This is a genomic window from Streptomyces sp. QH1-20, assembly GCF_041283565.1.
GTDB lineage: Bacteria > Actinomycetota > Actinomycetes > Streptomycetales > Streptomycetaceae > Streptomyces > Streptomyces syringius.
Map to the genome: position 1 here is coordinate 3,228,695 of NZ_CP166299.1, position 18,645 is coordinate 3,247,339.

Genomic DNA, 18,645 nt, shown 5'->3' on the forward strand with positions numbered 1-18,645 from the left:
TGCTACTCGCTCCCGTCACGGTGGGGCCCGGTACCGCCGCCGTACGTCGTGTCGTAGGGCTGATGCTGTCCATAGCCGTACGGGTCGTACGGGTCGTAGCCGGCGCCAGCGTAGGGGTCGGCCGGGTACTGCTGGGGGTACGCGCCGTCCGGGTGCTGCCCCTGCGGGTCGTGGGCCTGCTGGTACGGGCCCGCGTACGGGTCCTGCGGATAGGGCTGGTCGTAGCCCGGGGCGGGGGCCGCGTCGCTGCCCCAGCCGTCGCCGGCGGGCGCGCCCTGGCCGTACTGCTGGTAGGGCACCGCCGCGTACGGGTCGGCCGTCGGCTGCGCGTAGGGGTCGGCGGGCTCGGGCGTGTGGTCCACGACGGCCGGTGCCGGGGTGTCCGCGGGGCGTTCGGCGGGGGCCTGGCCGGCGGCGGCCCGCAGCCTGCGGGCGCGGCGGCCCTCGCCCGCCCCGGCCTGCGCGGGTACGGACGCGGCCGGGGCCTTGGACAGCGCGGCCGGGGCCGGGGCCGCCGTCGCGCCGCCGTCCTCCGGCAGGTCGTCGTCGATCTCGCGCCGCCGGCCGGGCAGGGCGAGCACGACGAGGACGACCGCGAGGGCGCCCTGGGCCCACAGCCAGGCCGCCCGCGCCGTCGGTGTCTCGTAGGTCAGGGCCAGCCGGCCACCGGTGGTGGGCAGGCCGAAGCCCTGGGCCCAGCCGTCGACCGTGGTGCTCTTGAGCGCCTTGCCGTCGAGGGTGGCCCGCCAGCCGGGGGCCGCCTTGTCGGCGAGCCGCAGCACGCGGCCCTCGGGGCCGTCCGGGATGGTGGTGTGCGCGGAGACAGGCCCGGCGGCGACGGCCACCGGCCCGGTGCCGCCGTTCTGGGACGGGCCGCTGACGATCGTCACGCGGGCGGTGCGCCGGTCGACCCGCCACAGGGCGGTGCGGCCCTCCTGGCTGAGCCGGGTGAGGCCGGGGGTGGCGTCGAGGACGCGGCTCATCGACTTCGGGGCGTCGCCGCCGACGAGCACATAGCCGACCGCGTACTCGCCGAGGCGGCCCGTCTGGTCGGCGCCGGAGCCCGCGACGAGATGGGCGACCACGTCGTCGAGCTTCTTGTCCCGGCCGGCGGTCGCGGCCGCCTCGGCGTCGCCGAGGCGCGCCCCGGAGCCGCGCACGAGGGTGTAGGTGACGCGGCCGGTGGTGCCGCCGAGCACGAGGGTGCGGGCCTGGTCGCGGGTGCCCGCCTCCTCCGCGACGAACGCGGGGACCTGCACGGGGTCCCGCCGCTGGAGCGGCCCGGCCGCGCCGCCCGCCATCCAGGCGACGGCCGCGACCAGCGGCGCGGCGCCCGCGGCGACGGCGATCAGGGCCGCGACGGGCTGCCGCCAGCCGAAGCTGAGCGCCGCGACGCGCTCCCGCGCGCCCTCGGCGCCGACGGCCGCCGCGGCGATCAGGGCCAGCCCCTGGACGAGGGTGACGGGGCCCGCCCACGCGGATCCGGCCGTGAGCCCCGCGCAGAGCAGCGCGGTGAGCGCCGTGACCCAGGCGGCGCCGACCGCGAGCCGCCGGTCCTCGCGCAGCAGGGCGGCCAGCGCGGCCAGGACGACGCCGGTCAGCAGCAGGAGGCCGGGGGCCTTGGGCCCGCCGGGGTCGGCGGTGAGCAGGCTCAGCGGACCGGGCGCCGTGCCACCGAGGTCGAGCCCGGCCTCGGCGAGGAACCGGTCGGGGTGGGTGAGCAGCCCGAACGACCAGGGGGCGAGCACGACGAGCGGCGTGCCGAGCGCTGCCAGGAAGCGCGGCCCGTGTGCGGCGAGCGCCGCCCCGCCGCCCCGTACGCAGCGCAGCGCCAGTACGCCGAGCCCGAGGACCAGGGCGAGCGGCCAGACGACGGGGGTGAAGGCGGTGGTGACGGTGAGCAGCAGCGCGTACGTCCAGGTGGCGCGCCACGGGGGCCGGGCGGCCGGGCCGCGCAGTCCGCCTGCGGTGACGGCCGCGCGGGCCATCAGGGGCAGCAGGATCGCGAGGACGGCGGTGCCCAGTCTGCCGGTGGCGAGCGCGCCGGTGGCGGCGGGCAGGAAGGCGTACGCGACGCTCGCCCAGGCCCGCAGCAGCCGGGAGTCGACGAGCGGGCGGGAGGCGAAGTAGGCGGTGAGTCCGGCGAGCGGCACCGAGCAGACGAGCAGCAGGGTGAGCGTGAAGGACGTGGAGCCGAGGAAGAGCGTGGCCAGCCCGGCGAGGACCGCCAGGTAGGGGGGCGCGCTGCCGGTGGTGCCCACGCCGACCGGGTGCCAGGCGTCGGTGTAGCGCGCCCACAGGGCGGAGACGGTGTCGGGGGCGGGCAGCAGCGCGCCGCCGGACAGGGCGCCGCCGCCGAACAGGCCCCGGCAGGCGACGAGCGAGACGAGCAGCAGCAGGGCGAAGAGGACGGGCCCGGGTTTGCGCGCGACGCGCTTGAGTCGGGCGAACTGTTCGACCTCCAGGAAGTCGGCGTCGTCACCGCCGGGCCCGGACTCGACGGCGCCGTGGCGGCCGGCGGAGGAGAGTTCGGCCTCCGAGGCACCGCCGAAGTTGCTCGCGACCTGCTCCACGGTGGCGCGGACGGTCGCGCCGGGCGGCGGGAAGAGATGCCGCAGCTCGCTCCCGGCGACGGCCGGGGTGCCGCGCCGTTTGCGGGCCGCGCGGATCCGGCCGGGGCGCAGCAGGGTGCCGACCAGGCCGGTGAATTCGTCCAGCGCCTGGCCGGGGACCTTGCCGACGAGATAGGCGAGGGTGCGCAGCAGGGTGCCGAGGACGAGCCGGAGCATGACGTAGGGCAACAGCGCGCCGCGGGTGTTGGCGAGCAGGGTGTAGACGGCGCCGGCCTTGTCGACGCGGTGCGGACCCGTGGCCTTGCGGCCGGCGCAGTCGACGGGGCGGCGCTCGCGGGCGGCGGCCTCGGCGTGCCGGAGCACGGCGTCGGGCGCGACGAGGACCCGGTGCCCGGCGGCGTGGGCGCGCCAGCACAGGTCGACGTCGTCGCGCATGAGGGGCAGCCGCGGGTCGAAGCCGCCGAGCTGTTCGAAGACGTCGCGGCGGACGAGCATGCCGGCGGTGGACACCGACAGCACGGGCCGCACCTGGTCGTGCTGTCCCTGGTCCTGTTCGCGGCGCTCCAGGCCGGTCCAGCGGCGGCCGCTGCGGGCGATGGAGACGCCGACCTCCAGCAGCTGTCTGCGGTCGTACCAGCTGCGCAGCTTGGGGCCGATGACGGCGGCGTGGGGTTCGGACTCGGCGACACGCAGCAGTTCGTGCAGGGCGCCGGGTTCGGGTGCGCAGTCGTCGTGCAGCAGCCACAGCCAGTGGACGGGTTCGAGGTCGCGGTCGCGGTGCGGCGTGTCGTCCCGGCCGTAGGCGTCGTAGGCGTCGTCGCGCCAGGTGCGGCTGACGGGGTCCCAGCCGCTGGAGCTCTTGAGGTAGGGCAGGTCGTCGGCGGTGGGGGCGGGGGCCGCGCGGACGGCCTCGTCGACGGCGGTGCCGAAGCCCGCGCGGCGTGCGAGGTGCAGGACGCGGTCCGCGCCGAGCGCGTCGGTGAGCAGCCGGGCGGAGTCGTCGCCGCTGCCGGTGTCGGCGGCGACCGCGTTCTGCACGGGCCGTTCCTGGCCGAGCAGTCCGGCGAGGGCGTCGGGCAGCCAGCGGGCGCCGTCGTGGGCGACGAGCACGGCGGTGACGACGTGGCGGGGGAACGCCGGGGGGCCGACGGGCTGGTCGAACGAGGCAGCCGGGTAGGGGGCCGCCGTATTGCTGTGCACGGACATCGGGGTACGGGCCCTCCGGCCGGGGTCCGGGGGTCGCCCCCGGAAGACGCTGTGCTGGACTGCGCTGGACGTGAGCGCCCCGGTGGGGCGTCGGTACGTCGCGGACGGGCCCCCACACTAATGGCTGCGCACGCATACGGTCCGCCTCCTGCGGGCGGGCGCAGAGGGCGGACCGTGGGGGAATGGCCTGGGCGTGGACAGTGTCACGGAGTGTGCGGGCCGGACTGTCCGTCAGCCCGCTGGGCGGGCACTGGATAAGACATATCGTCAGGTCGCGCGCCGGGTCCCGGCGGCGGAACACGCGTCGGGGGCAGAGCCCTGGACGGGTGGCGAGCTCTCGGGCCCGGGGGCCCTGTCGGCTCGGTGCCTCAGACCGCGGCCTTCTTCAGGCGGCGGCGCTCACGCTCGGACAAACCGCCCCAAATACCGAAGCGTTCGTCGTTCGCAAGGGCGTATTCAAGGCACTCGGAACGGACTTCACAGGCGAGGCAGACTTTCTTCGCCTCCCGCGTGGATCCGCCCTTTTCGGGGAAGAAGGACTCAGGATCGGTCTGGGCGCACAGCGCGCGCTCCTGCCAGCCGAGCTCCTCGTCCGCCTCCTCGACCAGCAGTTGCTGGAACAGCTCGGTCATGTGCGCCCCTCGTCTGTCATTTGCGTCCCCGTGGTGCTGCCGCCATCGGGTGCGGCAGAACGACACGAGTGAAATTACAAGTGTGCCGATCCGGGCCAGTCAAGCCGAGATCTGCTATTGGGCCCCATATTCACTCTGCGGAACCAAGGCTAAGCGGAAAGTGGCCAAAATGTCACAAGATTGGACACTTCCACCCGCCTGTCGCAGTCATCCCGTCTTCCCCTTCGAAGAGAGGACGACACTCGCGCCCGTCCCGTTGCACCGCTCCGGCTGAACGATGTTTACGGAACCGGTCGGAGCGCCACCTGTCCGCGACCTCACCGCCACAAACCTTTCATCGCGCACAGTAACCGTATGCAGTGAAAGATTTACCTCAAACCAGACACAAGGTTGACAGAGCGCTTCCGAACCGGTCTCCTTGGTGCCATGCCAGCAACCGCCGCGCTCCGCCTGACCCGTGCCTACGGGTCCCGCTGCGCTGTGCAGGCTCGCTGTCGCTGTTGCAGCTGTTGATGCCCCCGAGCTCCAGCTGATCTTTTTCTCCCGCACGGCGCCGTGCCTCCAGGCGCGTACGCTCCGTGCTCGCCTGTCTCCCCGCCGCTCGTAGGCCGCCCCGCATGGCGCCCGCATCCCTGCCGAGGAACTCCCGCACATGAACAGCGACGTCCAGATCGCCGGCGACCCGCTCGCCGTCCCGCACCTCATGCCGCCCGTGCCCGCTCACCCCTCCACCGTCGCCGAGTTCGCCGGTCTGGCCCGGGGCATCGCGGCCGACCGCGACAGCTGGGCCCACCTCGTCCGCTACGACGCCGCCAGCCGGTGGTACCACCGGCTGCGCACCGGCCCCGGCTATGAGGTGTGGCTGCTGAGCTGGGTGCCCGGCCAGGGCAGCGGACAGCACGACCACGGCCCCTCCTCCGGGGTGCTGACCGTCCTGAGCGGTGAGCTGACGGAACTGACCGGGGCCACCGGCGGGGACCGCCGCCGTCTCCGCGCCGGCGACCAGCGCGTCTTCGCCCCCGGCTACGCCCACGAGGTCGTCAACGACTCCCTCGAACCGGCCGTCAGCCTGCACATCTACTCCCCCGGTCTGACCGAGATGCCGATGCACCACGCGGCGCCCGCCGCGAGCGTCGTGCCGTCCGTCGCCCAGTGCGTCGTCGCCCACTGACAGCCCGCTGACCGCCCACGTCCGGTCCTTCGACGATCACTCGTACGAGTGACTTCGGTGGGTGGACGACCGGCGGGCCCGGTGCCGGTGACAGGCGGGCCCGTCACCCACCCACCACTCTTCAGCGCCCCCGCCCCCGGCTGACAGACTGCGCTCATGCAGCAGCGCATTGTGGTTCTGGCCGGCGGGATCGGGGGCGCCCGCTTCCTCCGCGGCCTCAAGTCAGCAGTCCCCGACGCGGAGATCACCGTCATCGGGAACACCGGAGACGACATTCACCTCTTCGGCCTCAAGGTCTGTCCCGACCTCGACACCGTGATGTACACCCTCGGCGGCGGCATCCACGAGGAGCAGGGCTGGGGCCGGGCCGACGAGTCCTTCGCGGTGAAGGAGGAATTGGCGGCCTACGGGGTGGGGCCCGAGTGGTTCGGGCTCGGCGACCGCGACTTCGCCACGCACATCGTCCGTACGCAGATGATCGGCGCGGGCTATCCGCTCAGCGCGGTCACCGAGGCGCTGTGCGACCGGTGGCAGCCGGGCGTCCGGCTGCTGCCGATGACCGACGACCGCGTCGAGACCCACGTCCTCGTCGACGACCCCGACGGGGGCGGGCGCAAGGCCGTGCACTTCCAGGAGTACTGGGTGCGGCTGCGGGCCTCCGTGCCCGCCCACGCGATCATCCCCGTCGGCGCGGAGGAGGCGAAGCCGGCCCCGGGTGTCCTGGAGGCCCTCGCCACCGCCGACGTCGTGCTCTTCCCGCCGTCCAATCCCGTCGTCAGCGTCGGCACGATCCTGGCGGTGCCCGGAGTGCGGGAGGCCGTCGCGGCCTCGAAGGCGCCCGTCGTCGGCCTGTCCCCCATCGTCGGCGACGCGCCCGTGCGCGGCATGGCCGACAAGGTCCTCGCGGCCGTCGGCGTGGAGTCCACGGCCGCCGCGGTCGCCCGGCACTACGGCTCGGACCTCATCGACGGCTGGCTGGTCGACACGGTCGACGCGGGCGCGGTGCCCGAGGTGGAGGCCGCGGGCATCCGCTGCCGCGCCGTGCCGCTGATGATGACCGACGTCGAGGCCACGGCCCGGATGGCCGCCGAGGCCCTCGCCCTGGCCGAGGAGGTCCGCGCGTGACGGGCCTGCCCGCGTACCGGGTCTGGGCGCTGCCCGGCATCCCCGAAGTACGCACCGGGGACGACATCGCCAAGCTCATCGCCTCGGCGGCCACCGCCGAAGGGCTGCCGGGGCTGGCCGACGGCGACGTCCTGATGGTCACCTCGAAGATCCTCAGCAAGGCCGAGGGCCGCGTCGTCCAGGCCGACGACCGCGAGGCCGCCATCGACGCGGAGGCCGTGCGGGTGGTGGCCCGGCGCGGCCCGCTGCGCATCGTCGAGAACCGGCTCGGACTGGTCATGGCCGCGGCCGGCGTCGACGCCTCCAACACCCCCGCGGGCACGGTCCTGCTCCTGCCCGAGGACCCCGACGCCTCGGCCCGGCGGATCCGGGCGGGCCTGCGGGACACGCTCGGCGTGAACGTCGGCGTCGTCGTCACGGACACGTTCGGGCGACCGTGGCGCAGCGGGTTGACGGACGTCGCGATCGGGGCGGCCGGCGTGCGGGTCCTCGACGACCTGCGCGGCGGCACGGACGCGCACGGCAACCCGCTGAGCGCGACCGTCGTGGCCACGGCGGACGAGCTGGCGGCCGCGGGTGACCTGGTCAAGGGCAAGGCGGCGGGGCTGCCCGTCGCCGTGGTGCGGGGGCTGCCGCACGTCGTCGTGCCCGACGGGGTCGCCGGGGGCGATGAGGGCGATGGGGCCGGTGGCGCCGACGAGGGGGCGCGGGCGCTGGTGCGCGACGCGGCCGACGACATGTTCCGGCTGGGGACGTCCGAGGCCGTCCGCGAGGCGGTGACGCTGCGGCGTACGGTCCGGGAGTTCACGGACGACCCGGTGGACGGCGGCGCCGTGCGCCGGGCCGTCGCCGCGGCCGTCACGGCGCCCGCGCCGCATCACACGACGCCGTGGCGGTTCGTGCTGCTGGAGTCCGCGGAGTCGCGGGTGCGGCTGCTCGACGCGATGCGCGACGCGTGGATCGCCGACCTGCGCGGCGACGGCTTCACCGAGGAGAACATCGCCCGCCGGGTGCGGCGCGGGGACGTGCTGCGCAAGGCGCCGTACCTGGTCGTGCCGTGCCTGGTCATGGACGGTTCGCACACCTACCCCGACGCCCGGCGCAACGCCTCCGAGCGGGAGATGTTCGTCGTCGCGGCGGGTGCGGGCGTGCAGAACTTCCTGGTGGCGCTGGCGGGTGAGCGGCTGGGGTCGGCGTGGGTGTCGTCGACGATGTTCTGCCGTGATGTGGTGCGGGACGTTCTCGGGCTGCCGGCCGATTGGGATCCGATGGGGGCGGTGGCGATCGGGCGGGCTGCGGTTGCGCCGTCGCCGCGGGCCGCGCGGGACGCTGACGCTTTTGTCGAGGTGAGGTAGCTCGGCTTCGGGGCGGGTGCGGCGCCGTCGTGGTGGTGCGGGTGCGGCGCCGTCGTGGTGCGGGCGCCGGGGCCTCCGGTGCGGGGCCCCGGACCGTATATTTACGGCGCCCCCGCCCCGGATCCTTTAGGCACCCGGCACTTGGCGCCGCAAATACACGTCAGCGTCCGGGGCCCCGCCCCTGCGGCCCCGTCCCCCTCCCCGCCGTTCCCCGCTGCCTGCCGGTGGGCCGCGCTACAAGCCCCTGATGTCGTTCACCGACAGTCTCGGTGCCCTTCTCGGTGGCGTGTGGCCGCTCAGGAGGATCAAGCGGGTCGCCCGGTGGCGGTGGCCCTCGTAGGGGGTCAGGAGAGCGAGCATCTTCGCGTCGTCCGTGTCACGGACCCCCGTGAGGGCGTAGCCGATGATCTTCGGCAGATGGAGGTCGCCGACCGTGACGGCGTCGGGCGCGCCGTTGCTGCGCTGGAGGGTCTCGGCCGCCGTCCAGGGGCCGATGCCGTCGACGGCGCACAGGCGACGGGCGGCCCGTTCCGCGTCCATCGTCGCGGCCTCCTCCATGCGGTGGAAGACCTTCGCGGCCCGGACGATCGCGGCCGATCTCTTGCCGTCCACTCCCGCCTTGTGCCAGTCCCAGGACGGGATGCGGGCCCAGGTGCGGGGGTCCGGGGGCGTGTGCATCCGGTCCGCCGGGCCCGGGGCCGGCGGGCCGTACTGCCGTACGAGCAGACGCCAGGCGCGGTAGGCCTCGTCGGCGGTGACCTTCTGTTCCAGGATCGAGGGGACCAGGGATTCCAGGACCAGGCCGGTACGGCCGAGGCGCAGGCCGGGGTTGCGGCGGTGGGCCTCGTGGACGATGCGGTGGCGGGGGGTGAAGCCCTCGGGGTCGTCCTCGGCGCCGAGGAGGGCCGGGAGGCCGTCCAGGAGCCAGTCGGCGCCCGGGCCCCAGGCCTCGGCCTCGATCGCCTCCCCGCTGCGCGCGATGCGCAGGGTGCCGGGGCCGGCGGGGGTGCAGGACGCGCGCCAGACCGAGCCGTCGGGCGTGACCCGGAACGTCGGGTCGCCCGGCCCGCGGCGCAGGGGGCCGAGGGTGACGCCCAGGTGCAGTGGGCCCGGCGGGGTCCAGCGGCGGGTGCGGGAGCCGGCGGTCACCGGGCGGGGTCTGCTCGCGGGCACGGCCGTCCGGCCACCGCGCACGGTGGTTCTGGTGAGCCGGTCGGCTGATTCCACGGAGGTGTCCTGAGGTCGGGTGCACCTACGAGCGTAGGCGCACCCGCTGACACCCGGCGAGGACTCCCGCCGACTACCGGGGGGAACTACTGGTCGGACGAGAACCGCACGGCGCCGTCCGGCAGGACCGCGCCGCACCAGACGCGGACCCCGTCACGGAGTTCGTTGTCGGCGCCGATCCGCGCACCGTCGCCGATGACGGCGCCTGTCAGGACCGTACGCGCCCCTACGTGTGCCCGTGCGCCGATGAGCGAGTCGCGTACGTCCGCGCCCGTCTCGATGACCGCGCCGTCGAGGACCGTGCTGCCGTCGACGCGCGCTCCGGGCTCGACGCGGGCTCCCGCGCCGATGACCGAGCCACCGGTGATCTTGGCGTCCGGGGCGACGTCGGCGCTGTCGAGGACCAGCCGGTCGCCGCAGCGGCCGGGGACGGCCGGGGACGGGGCGCGGCCGAGGACCAGGTCGGCGGAGCCGCGGACGAAGGCCTGCGGGGTGCCGAGGTCGAGCCAGTACGTGGAGTCGACCATGCCCTGGAGGTGCGCGCCCGAGGCGAGCAGTCCGGGGAAGGTCTCGCGCTCGACGGAGACGGGCCTGCCCGCCGGGATGGAGTCGATGACCGACCGGTTGAAGACGTACGCGCCCGCGTTGATCTGGTCGGTGACGATCTCCTCGGGCGTCTGCGGCTTCTCCAGGAAGGCGGTGACCCGGCCGTCGGCGTCGGTGGGCACCAGGCCGAAGGCGCGGGGGTCCTCGACCCGCGTCAGGTGCAGGGAGACGTCCGCGCCGGTCGTGCGGTGCGTGTCGACCAGTGCCTCGATGTCGAGGCCGGTGAGGATGTCACCGTTGAAGATCAGGACGGGGTCGTCCGGGGCGGAGTGCAGCTTGGAGGCGACGTTGCGGATGGCTCCGCCCGTGCCGAGCGGCTCCTCCTCGGTGACGTACTCCAGGTGCAGGCCCAGCGCGGAGCCGTCGCCGAAGTACGGCTCGAAGACCTCGGCCAGATAGGACGTGGCGAGCACGATGTGCTCGATCCCCGCCGCGCGCGCCCGCGCCAGTTGGTGCGTGAGGAAGGGCACCCCGGCCGCCGGGACCATGGGCTTGGGCGTGTGCACCGTGAGCGGGCGCAGCCTGGTGCCCTTGCCCCCGACCAGGAGGATCGCTTCAGTCACCTTGTCGTCTCTGCTTCCTGCTGGGGCCGGGCCGTGATCGGCGGCCAGTGTATGCAGACCCCGCGGCCCGGCCCGCCCCGGTCAGCGTCCCTGGAGGCGGGCCGCGGTGCTGCGGGCCCTGCCGAGCTTCTTGTAGAGGAGGTCGCCGGGGCATTCGGTGGCGTAGCCGTCGCGGTGACCCGAGATGACCTTGAGCCTGACCTTGGTCCCCTTCTTGAACAGGTTTCCGCCGGCGGACACCAGGGTCGTGGAGCCGAGGGGGTTGCGGCCGAACAGTCCGAGCTTCCAAGCGGTGAGTCTGGCCACGGCGTCGACCGCGGCGGTGGGCGGGGTGGAACTACCGAATGTCCCGAGAACGGCGATGCCCATGCTGTTGGAGTTGAAACCGAGAGTATGGGCACCCATGACGGCTTTCGCGACGCCGCCCGAGCGGCCTTCGTAGATCGTGCCGCATTTGTCCACGAGGAAGTTGTAGCCCATGTCCCGCCAGCCGCTGCTCTGGACGTGGTAGCGGTAGATCCCCCGGATGACGGAGGCGGACTGGGAGCAGCTGTATTTGTTGCCGGAGGCGGTGTGGTGCACGAAGGCCGCCCGCACGGTCTTGGTGTAGACGAAGCCCCGCTCGCGGATGGACTCGTCCGCTCCCCAGCCGGCCCGGGTGACGATGCGGGGGCGCGGCCCGATGTAGCCACCGCCCTCGACGTAGCGCGACCCCTGGTCGGCGCCGTCGGTGGCGTCGTCCGCGGCGGCGTCGGCGGCGTCGTCCGTGGTGTCCACGTCCGCGGCGCCGTCGGTGTCCGGGTCCTGGGGCGGGCTCTTGACCGGGGCGTCGCCGGGTCCGGTGGCGGCAATGTCGGCCCCGGAACCGTCCTTGTCGCGGGCGGGGATCTCGGTGGCGCCCAGCGGGGCGAGGAGGGTGTTGACGGCCGAGGTGGCGACCTCCTCGTCGCTGGGGGCGGCGGACGCGGCGACGGTCGGCTCCTCGGCCGCCCGTGCCGGGACGGCGGCCGGGACCGACGGCGCCTGGCCCTGGGGCCGGGCGGGCTCGGGGGCCGGGTCCTTGCCGGGATCGACGAGTTCGAGGCGCAGGCCCGAGGGGAAGGCCGGACCTTCGGGGGTCCGGTCGGTCACGGTCTCGGCGCGGACGCGGACCTGGACGGCGTCGGAGGCACCGACCCACAGGGGCGCGGTGGCGCCCCGCCGACGGCCGCTGGCGCCCTCGGCGGAATCGAGGTCGGGGCGGTCGTCGTCGTGGATCTGCACGTCCTGCCACGCGGACCAGCGGTGGCTGCCCACCGCGCGGGTACGGACCTGGGCCTGGCCGCGCAGCTCGGCGGCGGCGTTGTCCCAGACGATGCCCACGAGGGAGAACGGCTCGACCTCCCGGGGCGGCAGCCCGCGCTCGGCGGTGCTGCTTCCGTGCGGGGGCTCCGCCGACCGGGGGCCGCCGCCGGTGAGCGGCACCAACGGCAGTGAGCGGGTCGAGCCCGGCACGCCGCTCAGGTCGGCGGCGGGGGCGGTCCGGACGGCGGGCGCGGTGGCGGCGCCGGTGGGGGTGGTGAGCAGCGGCAGGGTGAGGGCGGCGGCACAGGCGGTGACGGTAGAAGTAACGAAGATTCCACGCATAGTGACAACCCTGGTCATATCACCAGATATCTGTCCATTCGAAAGTTGACGGCCAGTCGGTCGAATCCGCCCTCCGGCCGAACGGTCCACTCATCCGTCCGACTGACCGTCAGCACCCTCGCCGCGTACGCTGACGATGATGAACGCCACCGATCGCACCCCCGCCGACCTGCTGCGTTCCGCGCTCGCCGCGGATCCGGCCCGCCCGCTCGTGACCTTCTACGACGACGCCACCGGCGAGCGCGTGGAACTCTCCGTGGCCACCTTCGCCAATTGGGTGGCGAAGACCGCCAACCTGCTCCAGGGCGATCTCGCCGCCGGGCCCGGGGACCGCCTCGCCCTTCTGCTGCCCGCCCACTGGCAGACCGCCGTCTGGCTGCTCGCCTGCTCCTCCGTCGGTGTCGTGGCCGAGGTCGGCGGCGACCCGGCCGACGCGGACCTGGTCGTCAGCGGCCCGGACACCCTGGAGGAGGCGCGCGCCTGTTCCGGTGAGCGCGTCGCGCTCGCGCTGCGCCCCCTGGGCGGGCGCTTCCCGCAGGCCCCGCAGGGCTTCGCCGACTACGCCGTCGAGGTGCCCAGCCAGGGCGACCGTTTCGCCCCCTTCGTCCCGGTGGACCCGGGCGCGCCCGCGCTCGTCGTGGACGGCACGGAACTGACCGGTGCGCAGGTCGTGGAGCGGGCGCGGACGGACGCCGCCCAGCACGGGCTCGGCGCGGGCTCCCGGCTGCTGTCGGGCCTGCCGTACAGCAGCTGGCACGGGCTGTCCGCCGGGCTGTACGCACCGCTCGCCGCCGGTGGGTCCGTGGTGCTCTGCCGCCACCTCGACCGGCTCTCCGCCGGGGCCCTGGACAAGCGCCGGGAGAGCGAGCGCGTCACCGTGACGGCCCCCTGACACTGCCGGACCGCCCGGATCGCGCGATGATCGTACGTACGCCGCACGACGTACGTACGCCACACCAGGCGCGGAGGGCCGTATTCCGGTCCTCCGCGACGGCTCCCGCTGGTGCGAGGCCGCCGACTCCGTGAGGGAGGGCCGCAGCCGTGACAGACCGCCCTGGAAGCCCCAGCAGCCCCGGCACGCCCGCCGGCCCCACCGGCGGGGCGTGGGGCACCCCCACGCCCGCCCCCGCGCCGCGGCGGCGGCACCGGTGGCTGCGCTGGGTGGCGCTGGGAATGACGGTGCTGATGCTCACGGCGGCCGGGGTCGGCTGGACGCTCTACCAGCGGCTCGACAGCAACATCACCACCGACACCGACACCGCGGACGAGCTGGCGCGCTGGGAGAAGGAGCGCCCGGTCGCGCTGGTGCAGGGCGCGCAGAACATCCTGATCATCGGCTCCGACACCCGCGGCGCCGGAAACGGCGCGTACGGCACCGACAGCGGCACACAGCGCTCGGACACCACGATCCTGCTGCACCTGGCCGCCGACCGGCGCAGCGCGACGGCCGTCAGCCTCCCCCGGGACCTGATGGCGAAGATCCCGAGCTGCCGGCAGTCCGACGGCTCCCGGACGAACGAGCGGTTCGCGCAGTTCAACTGGGCCTACGAGCTGGCGGGCGCGGCCTGCACGATCCGTACGGTCGAGAACATCACCCGGATCCGCGTCGACCACCACGTGATCGTGGACTTCAACGGCTTCAAGCGGCTGGTCGACGCCATCGACGGCGTCGAGGTCTGCCTCAAGCAGCCCGTGGACGACCAGGACGCGAAGCTGCGACTGCCCGCGGGCCGCCAGGTGCTGCGCGGAGAGGCGGCGCTGGGGTACGTACGGGCCCGCTACAGCCTCGGCAACGGCAGCGACACCGAACGGATGGGGCGGCAGCAGGAGTTCCTGGGCTCGCTGTTCCGGGAGATGCAGAGCAGCGGTGTGCTGCTCAACCCCGCCCGGCTCTACCCGGTGCTCGACGCGGCGACGTCCTCGCTGACCACGGACGCCGGGCTGGACACCCTCCGCAAGCTGTACGACCTGGTGCGCACCGTACGGGACATCCCCTCCGAACGGGTCCAGTTCCTCACCGTGCCGCGCCGCCCGTACGTCCACAACAGCGCCCGTGACGAGCTGGTGCAGCCGGACGCCGACCAGCTCTTCGAGCAGCTGCGGAACGACCGGCCGGTGGCGGTCGGGATGCATGTCCGGGCGGCCGACAACAAGCCCCGGCAGGATCAGGAACCGGTGATTCCGGTGAGTCCGCAGGGCACGGCCGACGCCGGGACGACCGAGGGGCAGCCGGCTTCGCAGGCACCGCCGGCACCGGCGGATCCCGGCACTTCGGCGCCCGCCACGGGATCGCCGAAGCCCACCACTCCGCCCACCTACGAGGGAACCACCGCAGCACGTGGCATGTGTGGATGATTTTGCCGAAAGGTACGATCACCTTTCCCTCCGGATGATCGTTCGGGCGAAAGGATTGGGCAGAATGCCCAGTTGTAGGGGAGTGCAATTTGTCACCGGCGTCGCTTGACGCTGAACTGGGCGGATAGTGTGAGCGATCCGGTGCGCACGGCCGGGCTGACCGCGCACTGCACAGACGACGTGACCGAGCGCCTCGGGGGGGGTAGGCGCCGCGTGGCACCGACGGAGGATTCAAGCGACCGTGGACGCGCAGGGCCGTGGGCGGGCGGGCGACATCGACCCCGCCGACCAGTGGGTCTTCGACCCGAAAACAGGCAGCTACGAGCTGCGCCTTGACCATGCCGAGGAGTCGGAGGCGACTCCCGGGAGCGGCACGTCCGCGACTGCTTCATCCTCTGCTTCCGCAGATTCCGACTCCCCCGCCGTACCGGCTCCCGCGAGATCGCGGGTCGGTACGCAGGGCAAGCCCGGCCGCCGTACGGTGCCCGGGCAGCGCGGCAATCCCCGTCGCGCCGGGGCCAAGCCGACGCAGGGGCGGCGCAAGCCGAAGCCGAAGCAGAGCAAGAAGAAGAAGGCGCTGATGTGGACGGGCGGCACGCTCGCCTTCATCCTGGTCGGCGGCTCGGTGGCGGCCTACCTGGTCTACCAGCACTTCAACAACAACATCGACAAGGTCGATGTCGGGATAAACAATGACGCGGTCATCGACGGCCCGGTGAACATCCTGGTCATCGGCACCGACAAGCGTGACGGCAAGGGCAACGAGGGCTACGGCGACGAGGGCAGCGTCGGCCACGCCGACACCACGCTGCTCTTCCACGTCTCGGAGGACCGGACGAACGCCACTGCGCTCTCCATCCCCCGCGACATGATCACCGATGTCCCGGACTGCCCGACCAAGAAGGACGGCAAGACCAGGATCATCCCGGGCTCGAAGGGCGTCCGCTTCAACGAGAGCCTGGGCCAGGAGGACCGCGACCCGGGCTGCACCTGGCGGACCGTCGAGGCGCTCACCGGCCTGAAGGTCACGCACTTCATGATGGCCGACTTCAACGCCGTCAAGGAGCTGTCGTCGGCGGTCGGCGGTGTCGAGGTGTGCCTGGCCAAGGACATCAACGACCCCAAGTCGCACCTCAAGCTGAGCAAGGGCCGGCACGAGATCGAGGGCGAGGACGCCCTCGCGTTCGTACGGACCCGGCACAGCGTCGGCTTCGAGAGCGACCTGGACCGCATCAAGCTCCAGCAGCAGTTCCTGAGTTCGATGATCCGGAAGATGAAGTCCGGTGACACGCTCTCCAACCCCAAGAAGCTCTACGACCTGGGCAACGCGGCGACCAAGTCGCTGACCGTCGACACCGGCATAGGTTCCGTCAGCAAGTTGACCAGCCTGGGCAAGGAGCTCAGCAAGGTCGACCTGGAGAACATCACCTTTGCCACCGTCCCCGTCAAGGACAACCCTGCCGAGGGCAAGAACCACAGGACGGTCGTCCTGGACGCGCCCAAGGCGGAGCCGCTGTTCGCCATGGTCCGTCAGGACGTCTCCCTCACCGAGGTGAAGGAGAAGGAGAAGAAGGACAAGGACGCGGCGGATGCCAAGCAGGCCGCCCTGCTCAAGGGGCCGAAGGCCGAGCCCGCAGCCGTGCGGGTGAAGGTGCAGAACGGCAGTGGCCGGGTGGGCGCCGCCCAGGAGGCCGTCACCTGGATGCAGAACTCCAAGGGCATGCGCCTCACGAGCAACGGCGGCAACGCCACGGGTGGCAAGAAGGACAAGACGATCCTGGAGTTCGCCCCCAACCAGGCGGACCAGGCGCGTCAGCTCGCCGAGATCATGGGACTGCCGGTCGAGGCCCTCAAGCAGGCCAAGTCCGACGCCGCGCCGACGGCCGGGATGACGCTCGTCCTGGGCGCCGACTTCAAGGCCGCCGGCACCCCGATCTCCGTACCCGCCCCCGCGAAAGCACCCAAAGACATCCAAAAGATCGAAGCCGACGACAAGAACATCTGTGCCAAATGAACCTGGCCCCCCGCTGCCGCATCTAGGCCAGTAACTAGAGTCACACCAGCTACAACACGCCTGCCCTTCGGGCCGGACGCACCACTCAGGGGAGGCCCGATGCGGCAGAGCAGCGGCGTGCGGGGAGAGGCCGGCGCCTCAGCCGATTCGGCTGACGCCTCAGCCGGACCGGTTGGCACCTCAGCCGACGACACAGCCGGCGCCGCGCCGGCCGACGGCAAGGTCCCGGCCGCCCGGAAGTCCGGGCGCCGGGGCCGCCGGGCGAAGAAGTCCGCCGCGGTCGGCGGCGAGGCCGCGGGCGCCACCCGTGGCGAGGATGCCGGTGCCCAGGGCTCTTCCGGCCCAGGCTCCGAAGGCAACGGGCGCACCGGCTCCGAAGGCGCCGGGCGCAAGGACCGTGGGGCCGCGGTCACCGGCGTCGAAACGACTGGCTCCACCAGCGGCGAGGACTCCACGTCGGATCCGGTCGCCGGAGGCGGAGACGCGGACGGGGCCGAAGGCAACGGGACCACCACCGCCAAAGCCGGCCGCAAGGCCCCCCGCAAGGCCGCCCACGCCAAAAAGGCCGCCCCCAAGAACCGCGCGGCCAAGCGCAAGCGCAAACGCGCTGCCCGAATAGCCCGCTGGACCGCGCTCTCCCTCGCGGTCATCGCCCTCGGTACGGCCGCCGCCGGGTACTTCTACTACGAGCACCTCAACGGCAATCTCAAGAAGAGCAACCTCAACCTCGGCGACAAGCAGCTCGACCGCAGCGCGGCCAACGCGGCGGGCCAACGCCCCCTGAACATCCTGATCCTGGGCTCCGACAGCCGGAACAGCAAGGAGAACGTCGCGCTCGGCGGCGCCCGCGAGGACGCCGGGCGCAAGCCGCTCGCCGACGTCCAGATGCTGGTGCACGTCTCGGCCGACCGCAGCAACATGTCGGTGATCAGCGTGCCGCGCGACACCCGGGTGACGATCCCCAAGTGCACCGACCCGGAGGACGGCACGGTCTACAAGGAGACCGACCGTCAGATCATCAACACCAGCCTGATGAACGGCGGCCCGGGCTGCACGGTCGCCGCCTGGGAAGAGCTGACCGGCATCCCCGTCGACCATTTCATGATGATCGACTTCGCCGGTGTGGTGAGCATGGCCGACGCGGTCGGCGGCGTTCCGGTGTGTGTGGACGCCAATGTCTACGACAAGGACTCCGGTCTGCGGCTGACGAAGGGCTCGCACAAGGTCAAGGGCGAGCAGGCCCTGCAGTGGCTGCGCACCCGGCACGGCTTCGAGGACGGCAGCGACATAGGCCGTACCCACGCCCAGCACATCTATATGAACGCCATGGTCCGCCAGCTCAAGGGCGGTACCAAGCTCTCCGACCCCGGCCAGCTCACCGACCTCGCCGAGGCCGCCACCAAGGCGCTCACCGTCGACAAGGACCTCGGCTCGGTCAAGAAGCTCTACGACCTCGGCAACGACATCAAGCGGGTGCCGTCCGAGCGGATCACGATGACCACCATGCCGTGGGTCTCCGATCCGCTGGACCCGGACGCGCACGTCATCCCCAAGCCGGGCGACGCCGACAAGCTCTTCTCGCTCGTCCGCAACGACATCGCGCTGGACGGCAAGGACAAGAAGTCCGACAAGGGCCCGAAGCCCACCGTGCCCGCGGCGCCGAAGGGCGCCATCGCCCTCACGGTGTTCAACGGCACCGGCACCGCCGCCCAGCCGCCGGCCACCCGTCGGGCGTCGGACATCGCCGAGTTCCTCGTGAAGTCGGGCTTCACCAAGGCCACGTCGGACTCCACCCCGCGTGCCCAGGCGGACACGACGATCACCTATCCGAAGACCGCCGAGCGGCCGGACGCCGAGGCCGTGGCCAAGGCCCTCGGGCTGCCGGAGAGCGCGCTGCGGATGTCCCCCACGGTCGACCGGGTGACGCTGGTCATCGGCGGCGACTGGCGTGCGGGCACGAAGTACCCGAAGACCGAGGAGCCCGAGGAGAGCGACGCCTCCAAGGAGCCGACGGCCGGGGCGACGGGTGACGGCAAGAAGGACGACAAGGGCGGGAAGGACGGCGACGACAAGGCGCCCAAGAGCTCGGACCCGCTCAACGGCAACGACACGTCGGCGTGCATGAACGTCAATCCGCTGAATCGTTTCTGAAAACCGTCCGCCCCGGTCCGGGTACGGACCGGGGCGGACGG

At 73.0% G+C, this 18,645-nt stretch carries 12 protein-coding genes; 7 read left to right on the top strand and 5 right to left on the bottom strand.

Annotated features, from left to right (window positions below; translation table 11 throughout):
• Positions 1-2: 2 nt before the first annotated feature.
• Positions 3-3,779 (bottom strand): glycosyltransferase, encoded by a 3,777-nt coding sequence (locus tag AB8O64_RS14470; RefSeq protein WP_370419543.1) that lies wholly within the window; start codon positions 3,777-3,779, stop codon positions 3-5.
• Positions 3,780-4,147: 368 nt separating this feature from the next.
• On the bottom strand, positions 4,148-4,411 hold the full coding sequence (locus AB8O64_RS14475; protein ID WP_004952403.1) for a WhiB family transcriptional regulator: 264 nt from the start codon (positions 4,409-4,411) through the stop codon (positions 4,148-4,150).
• Positions 4,412-5,063: 652 nt separating this feature from the next.
• On the opposite strand from AB8O64_RS14475, the gene AB8O64_RS14480 reads away from it, so the two are divergent.
• The 3 genes from AB8O64_RS14480 (at position 5,064) to AB8O64_RS14490 (ending at position 8,062) form a co-directional block, all read left to right on the top strand.
• Positions 5,064-5,582: a cysteine dioxygenase family protein gene (locus AB8O64_RS14480; RefSeq protein ID WP_370419544.1), complete on the top strand. Its 519-nt coding sequence runs from the start codon at positions 5,064-5,066 to the stop codon at positions 5,580-5,582.
• A gap of 156 nt (positions 5,583-5,738) precedes the next feature.
• Positions 5,739-6,707 (top strand): 2-phospho-L-lactate transferase, encoded by a 969-nt coding sequence (gene cofD, locus AB8O64_RS14485; protein ID WP_361927645.1) that lies wholly within the window; start codon positions 5,739-5,741, stop codon positions 6,705-6,707.
• Positions 6,704-8,062: a coenzyme F420-0:L-glutamate ligase gene (locus AB8O64_RS14490; protein WP_370419545.1), complete on the top strand. Its 1,359-nt coding sequence runs from the start codon at positions 6,704-6,706 to the stop codon at positions 8,060-8,062. The genes cofD and AB8O64_RS14490 overlap by 4 nt, the downstream gene beginning before the upstream one ends.
• A 234-nt stretch (positions 8,063-8,296) precedes the next feature.
• Here the strand turns inward: AB8O64_RS14490 and AB8O64_RS14495 are convergent, their stop codons facing one another.
• The 3 genes from AB8O64_RS14495 to AB8O64_RS14505 all read right to left on the bottom strand — a co-directional run bounded on the left by AB8O64_RS14495 (position 8,297) and on the right by AB8O64_RS14505 (position 12,084).
• A complete protein-coding gene (locus AB8O64_RS14495; RefSeq protein ID WP_370419546.1) occupies positions 8,297-9,289 on the bottom strand; it encodes a DNA-3-methyladenine glycosylase in 993 nt (330 codons plus the stop codon).
• An 86-nt stretch (positions 9,290-9,375) separates the two neighbouring features.
• Positions 9,376-10,458 carry a sugar phosphate nucleotidyltransferase gene (locus AB8O64_RS14500; protein WP_370419547.1) on the bottom strand — a complete coding sequence of 361 codons (1,083 nt, stop codon included), beginning with the start codon at positions 10,456-10,458 and terminating at the stop codon, positions 9,376-9,378.
• Between the two features lie 81 nt (positions 10,459-10,539).
• Entirely contained in the window at positions 10,540-12,084 is a 1,545-nt protein-coding gene (locus AB8O64_RS14505; protein ID WP_370419548.1) for a peptidoglycan recognition protein, read from the bottom strand.
• Positions 12,085-12,223: 139 nt separating this feature from the next.
• On the opposite strand from AB8O64_RS14505, the gene AB8O64_RS14510 reads away from it, so the two are divergent.
• From AB8O64_RS14510 to AB8O64_RS14525, 4 genes are all read left to right on the top strand, one after another.
• Positions 12,224-12,976 (top strand): TIGR03089 family protein, encoded by a 753-nt coding sequence (locus AB8O64_RS14510; protein ID WP_370419549.1) that lies wholly within the window; start codon positions 12,224-12,226, stop codon positions 12,974-12,976.
• A gap of 149 nt (positions 12,977-13,125) precedes the next feature.
• A complete protein-coding gene (locus AB8O64_RS14515) occupies positions 13,126-14,439 on the top strand; it encodes an LCP family protein (protein ID WP_370419550.1) in 1,314 nt (437 codons plus the stop codon).
• 241 nt (positions 14,440-14,680) lie between these two features.
• Positions 14,681-16,453, top strand: a complete 1,773-nt coding sequence (locus AB8O64_RS14520; RefSeq protein ID WP_370419551.1) for an LCP family protein — start codon at positions 14,681-14,683, stop codon at positions 16,451-16,453.
• A 99-nt stretch (positions 16,454-16,552) separates the two neighbouring features.
• Positions 16,553-18,604 carry an LCP family protein gene (locus AB8O64_RS14525; protein WP_370419552.1) on the top strand — a complete coding sequence of 684 codons (2,052 nt, stop codon included), beginning with the start codon at positions 16,553-16,555 and terminating at the stop codon, positions 18,602-18,604.
• Positions 18,605-18,645: the final 41 nt, after the last annotated feature.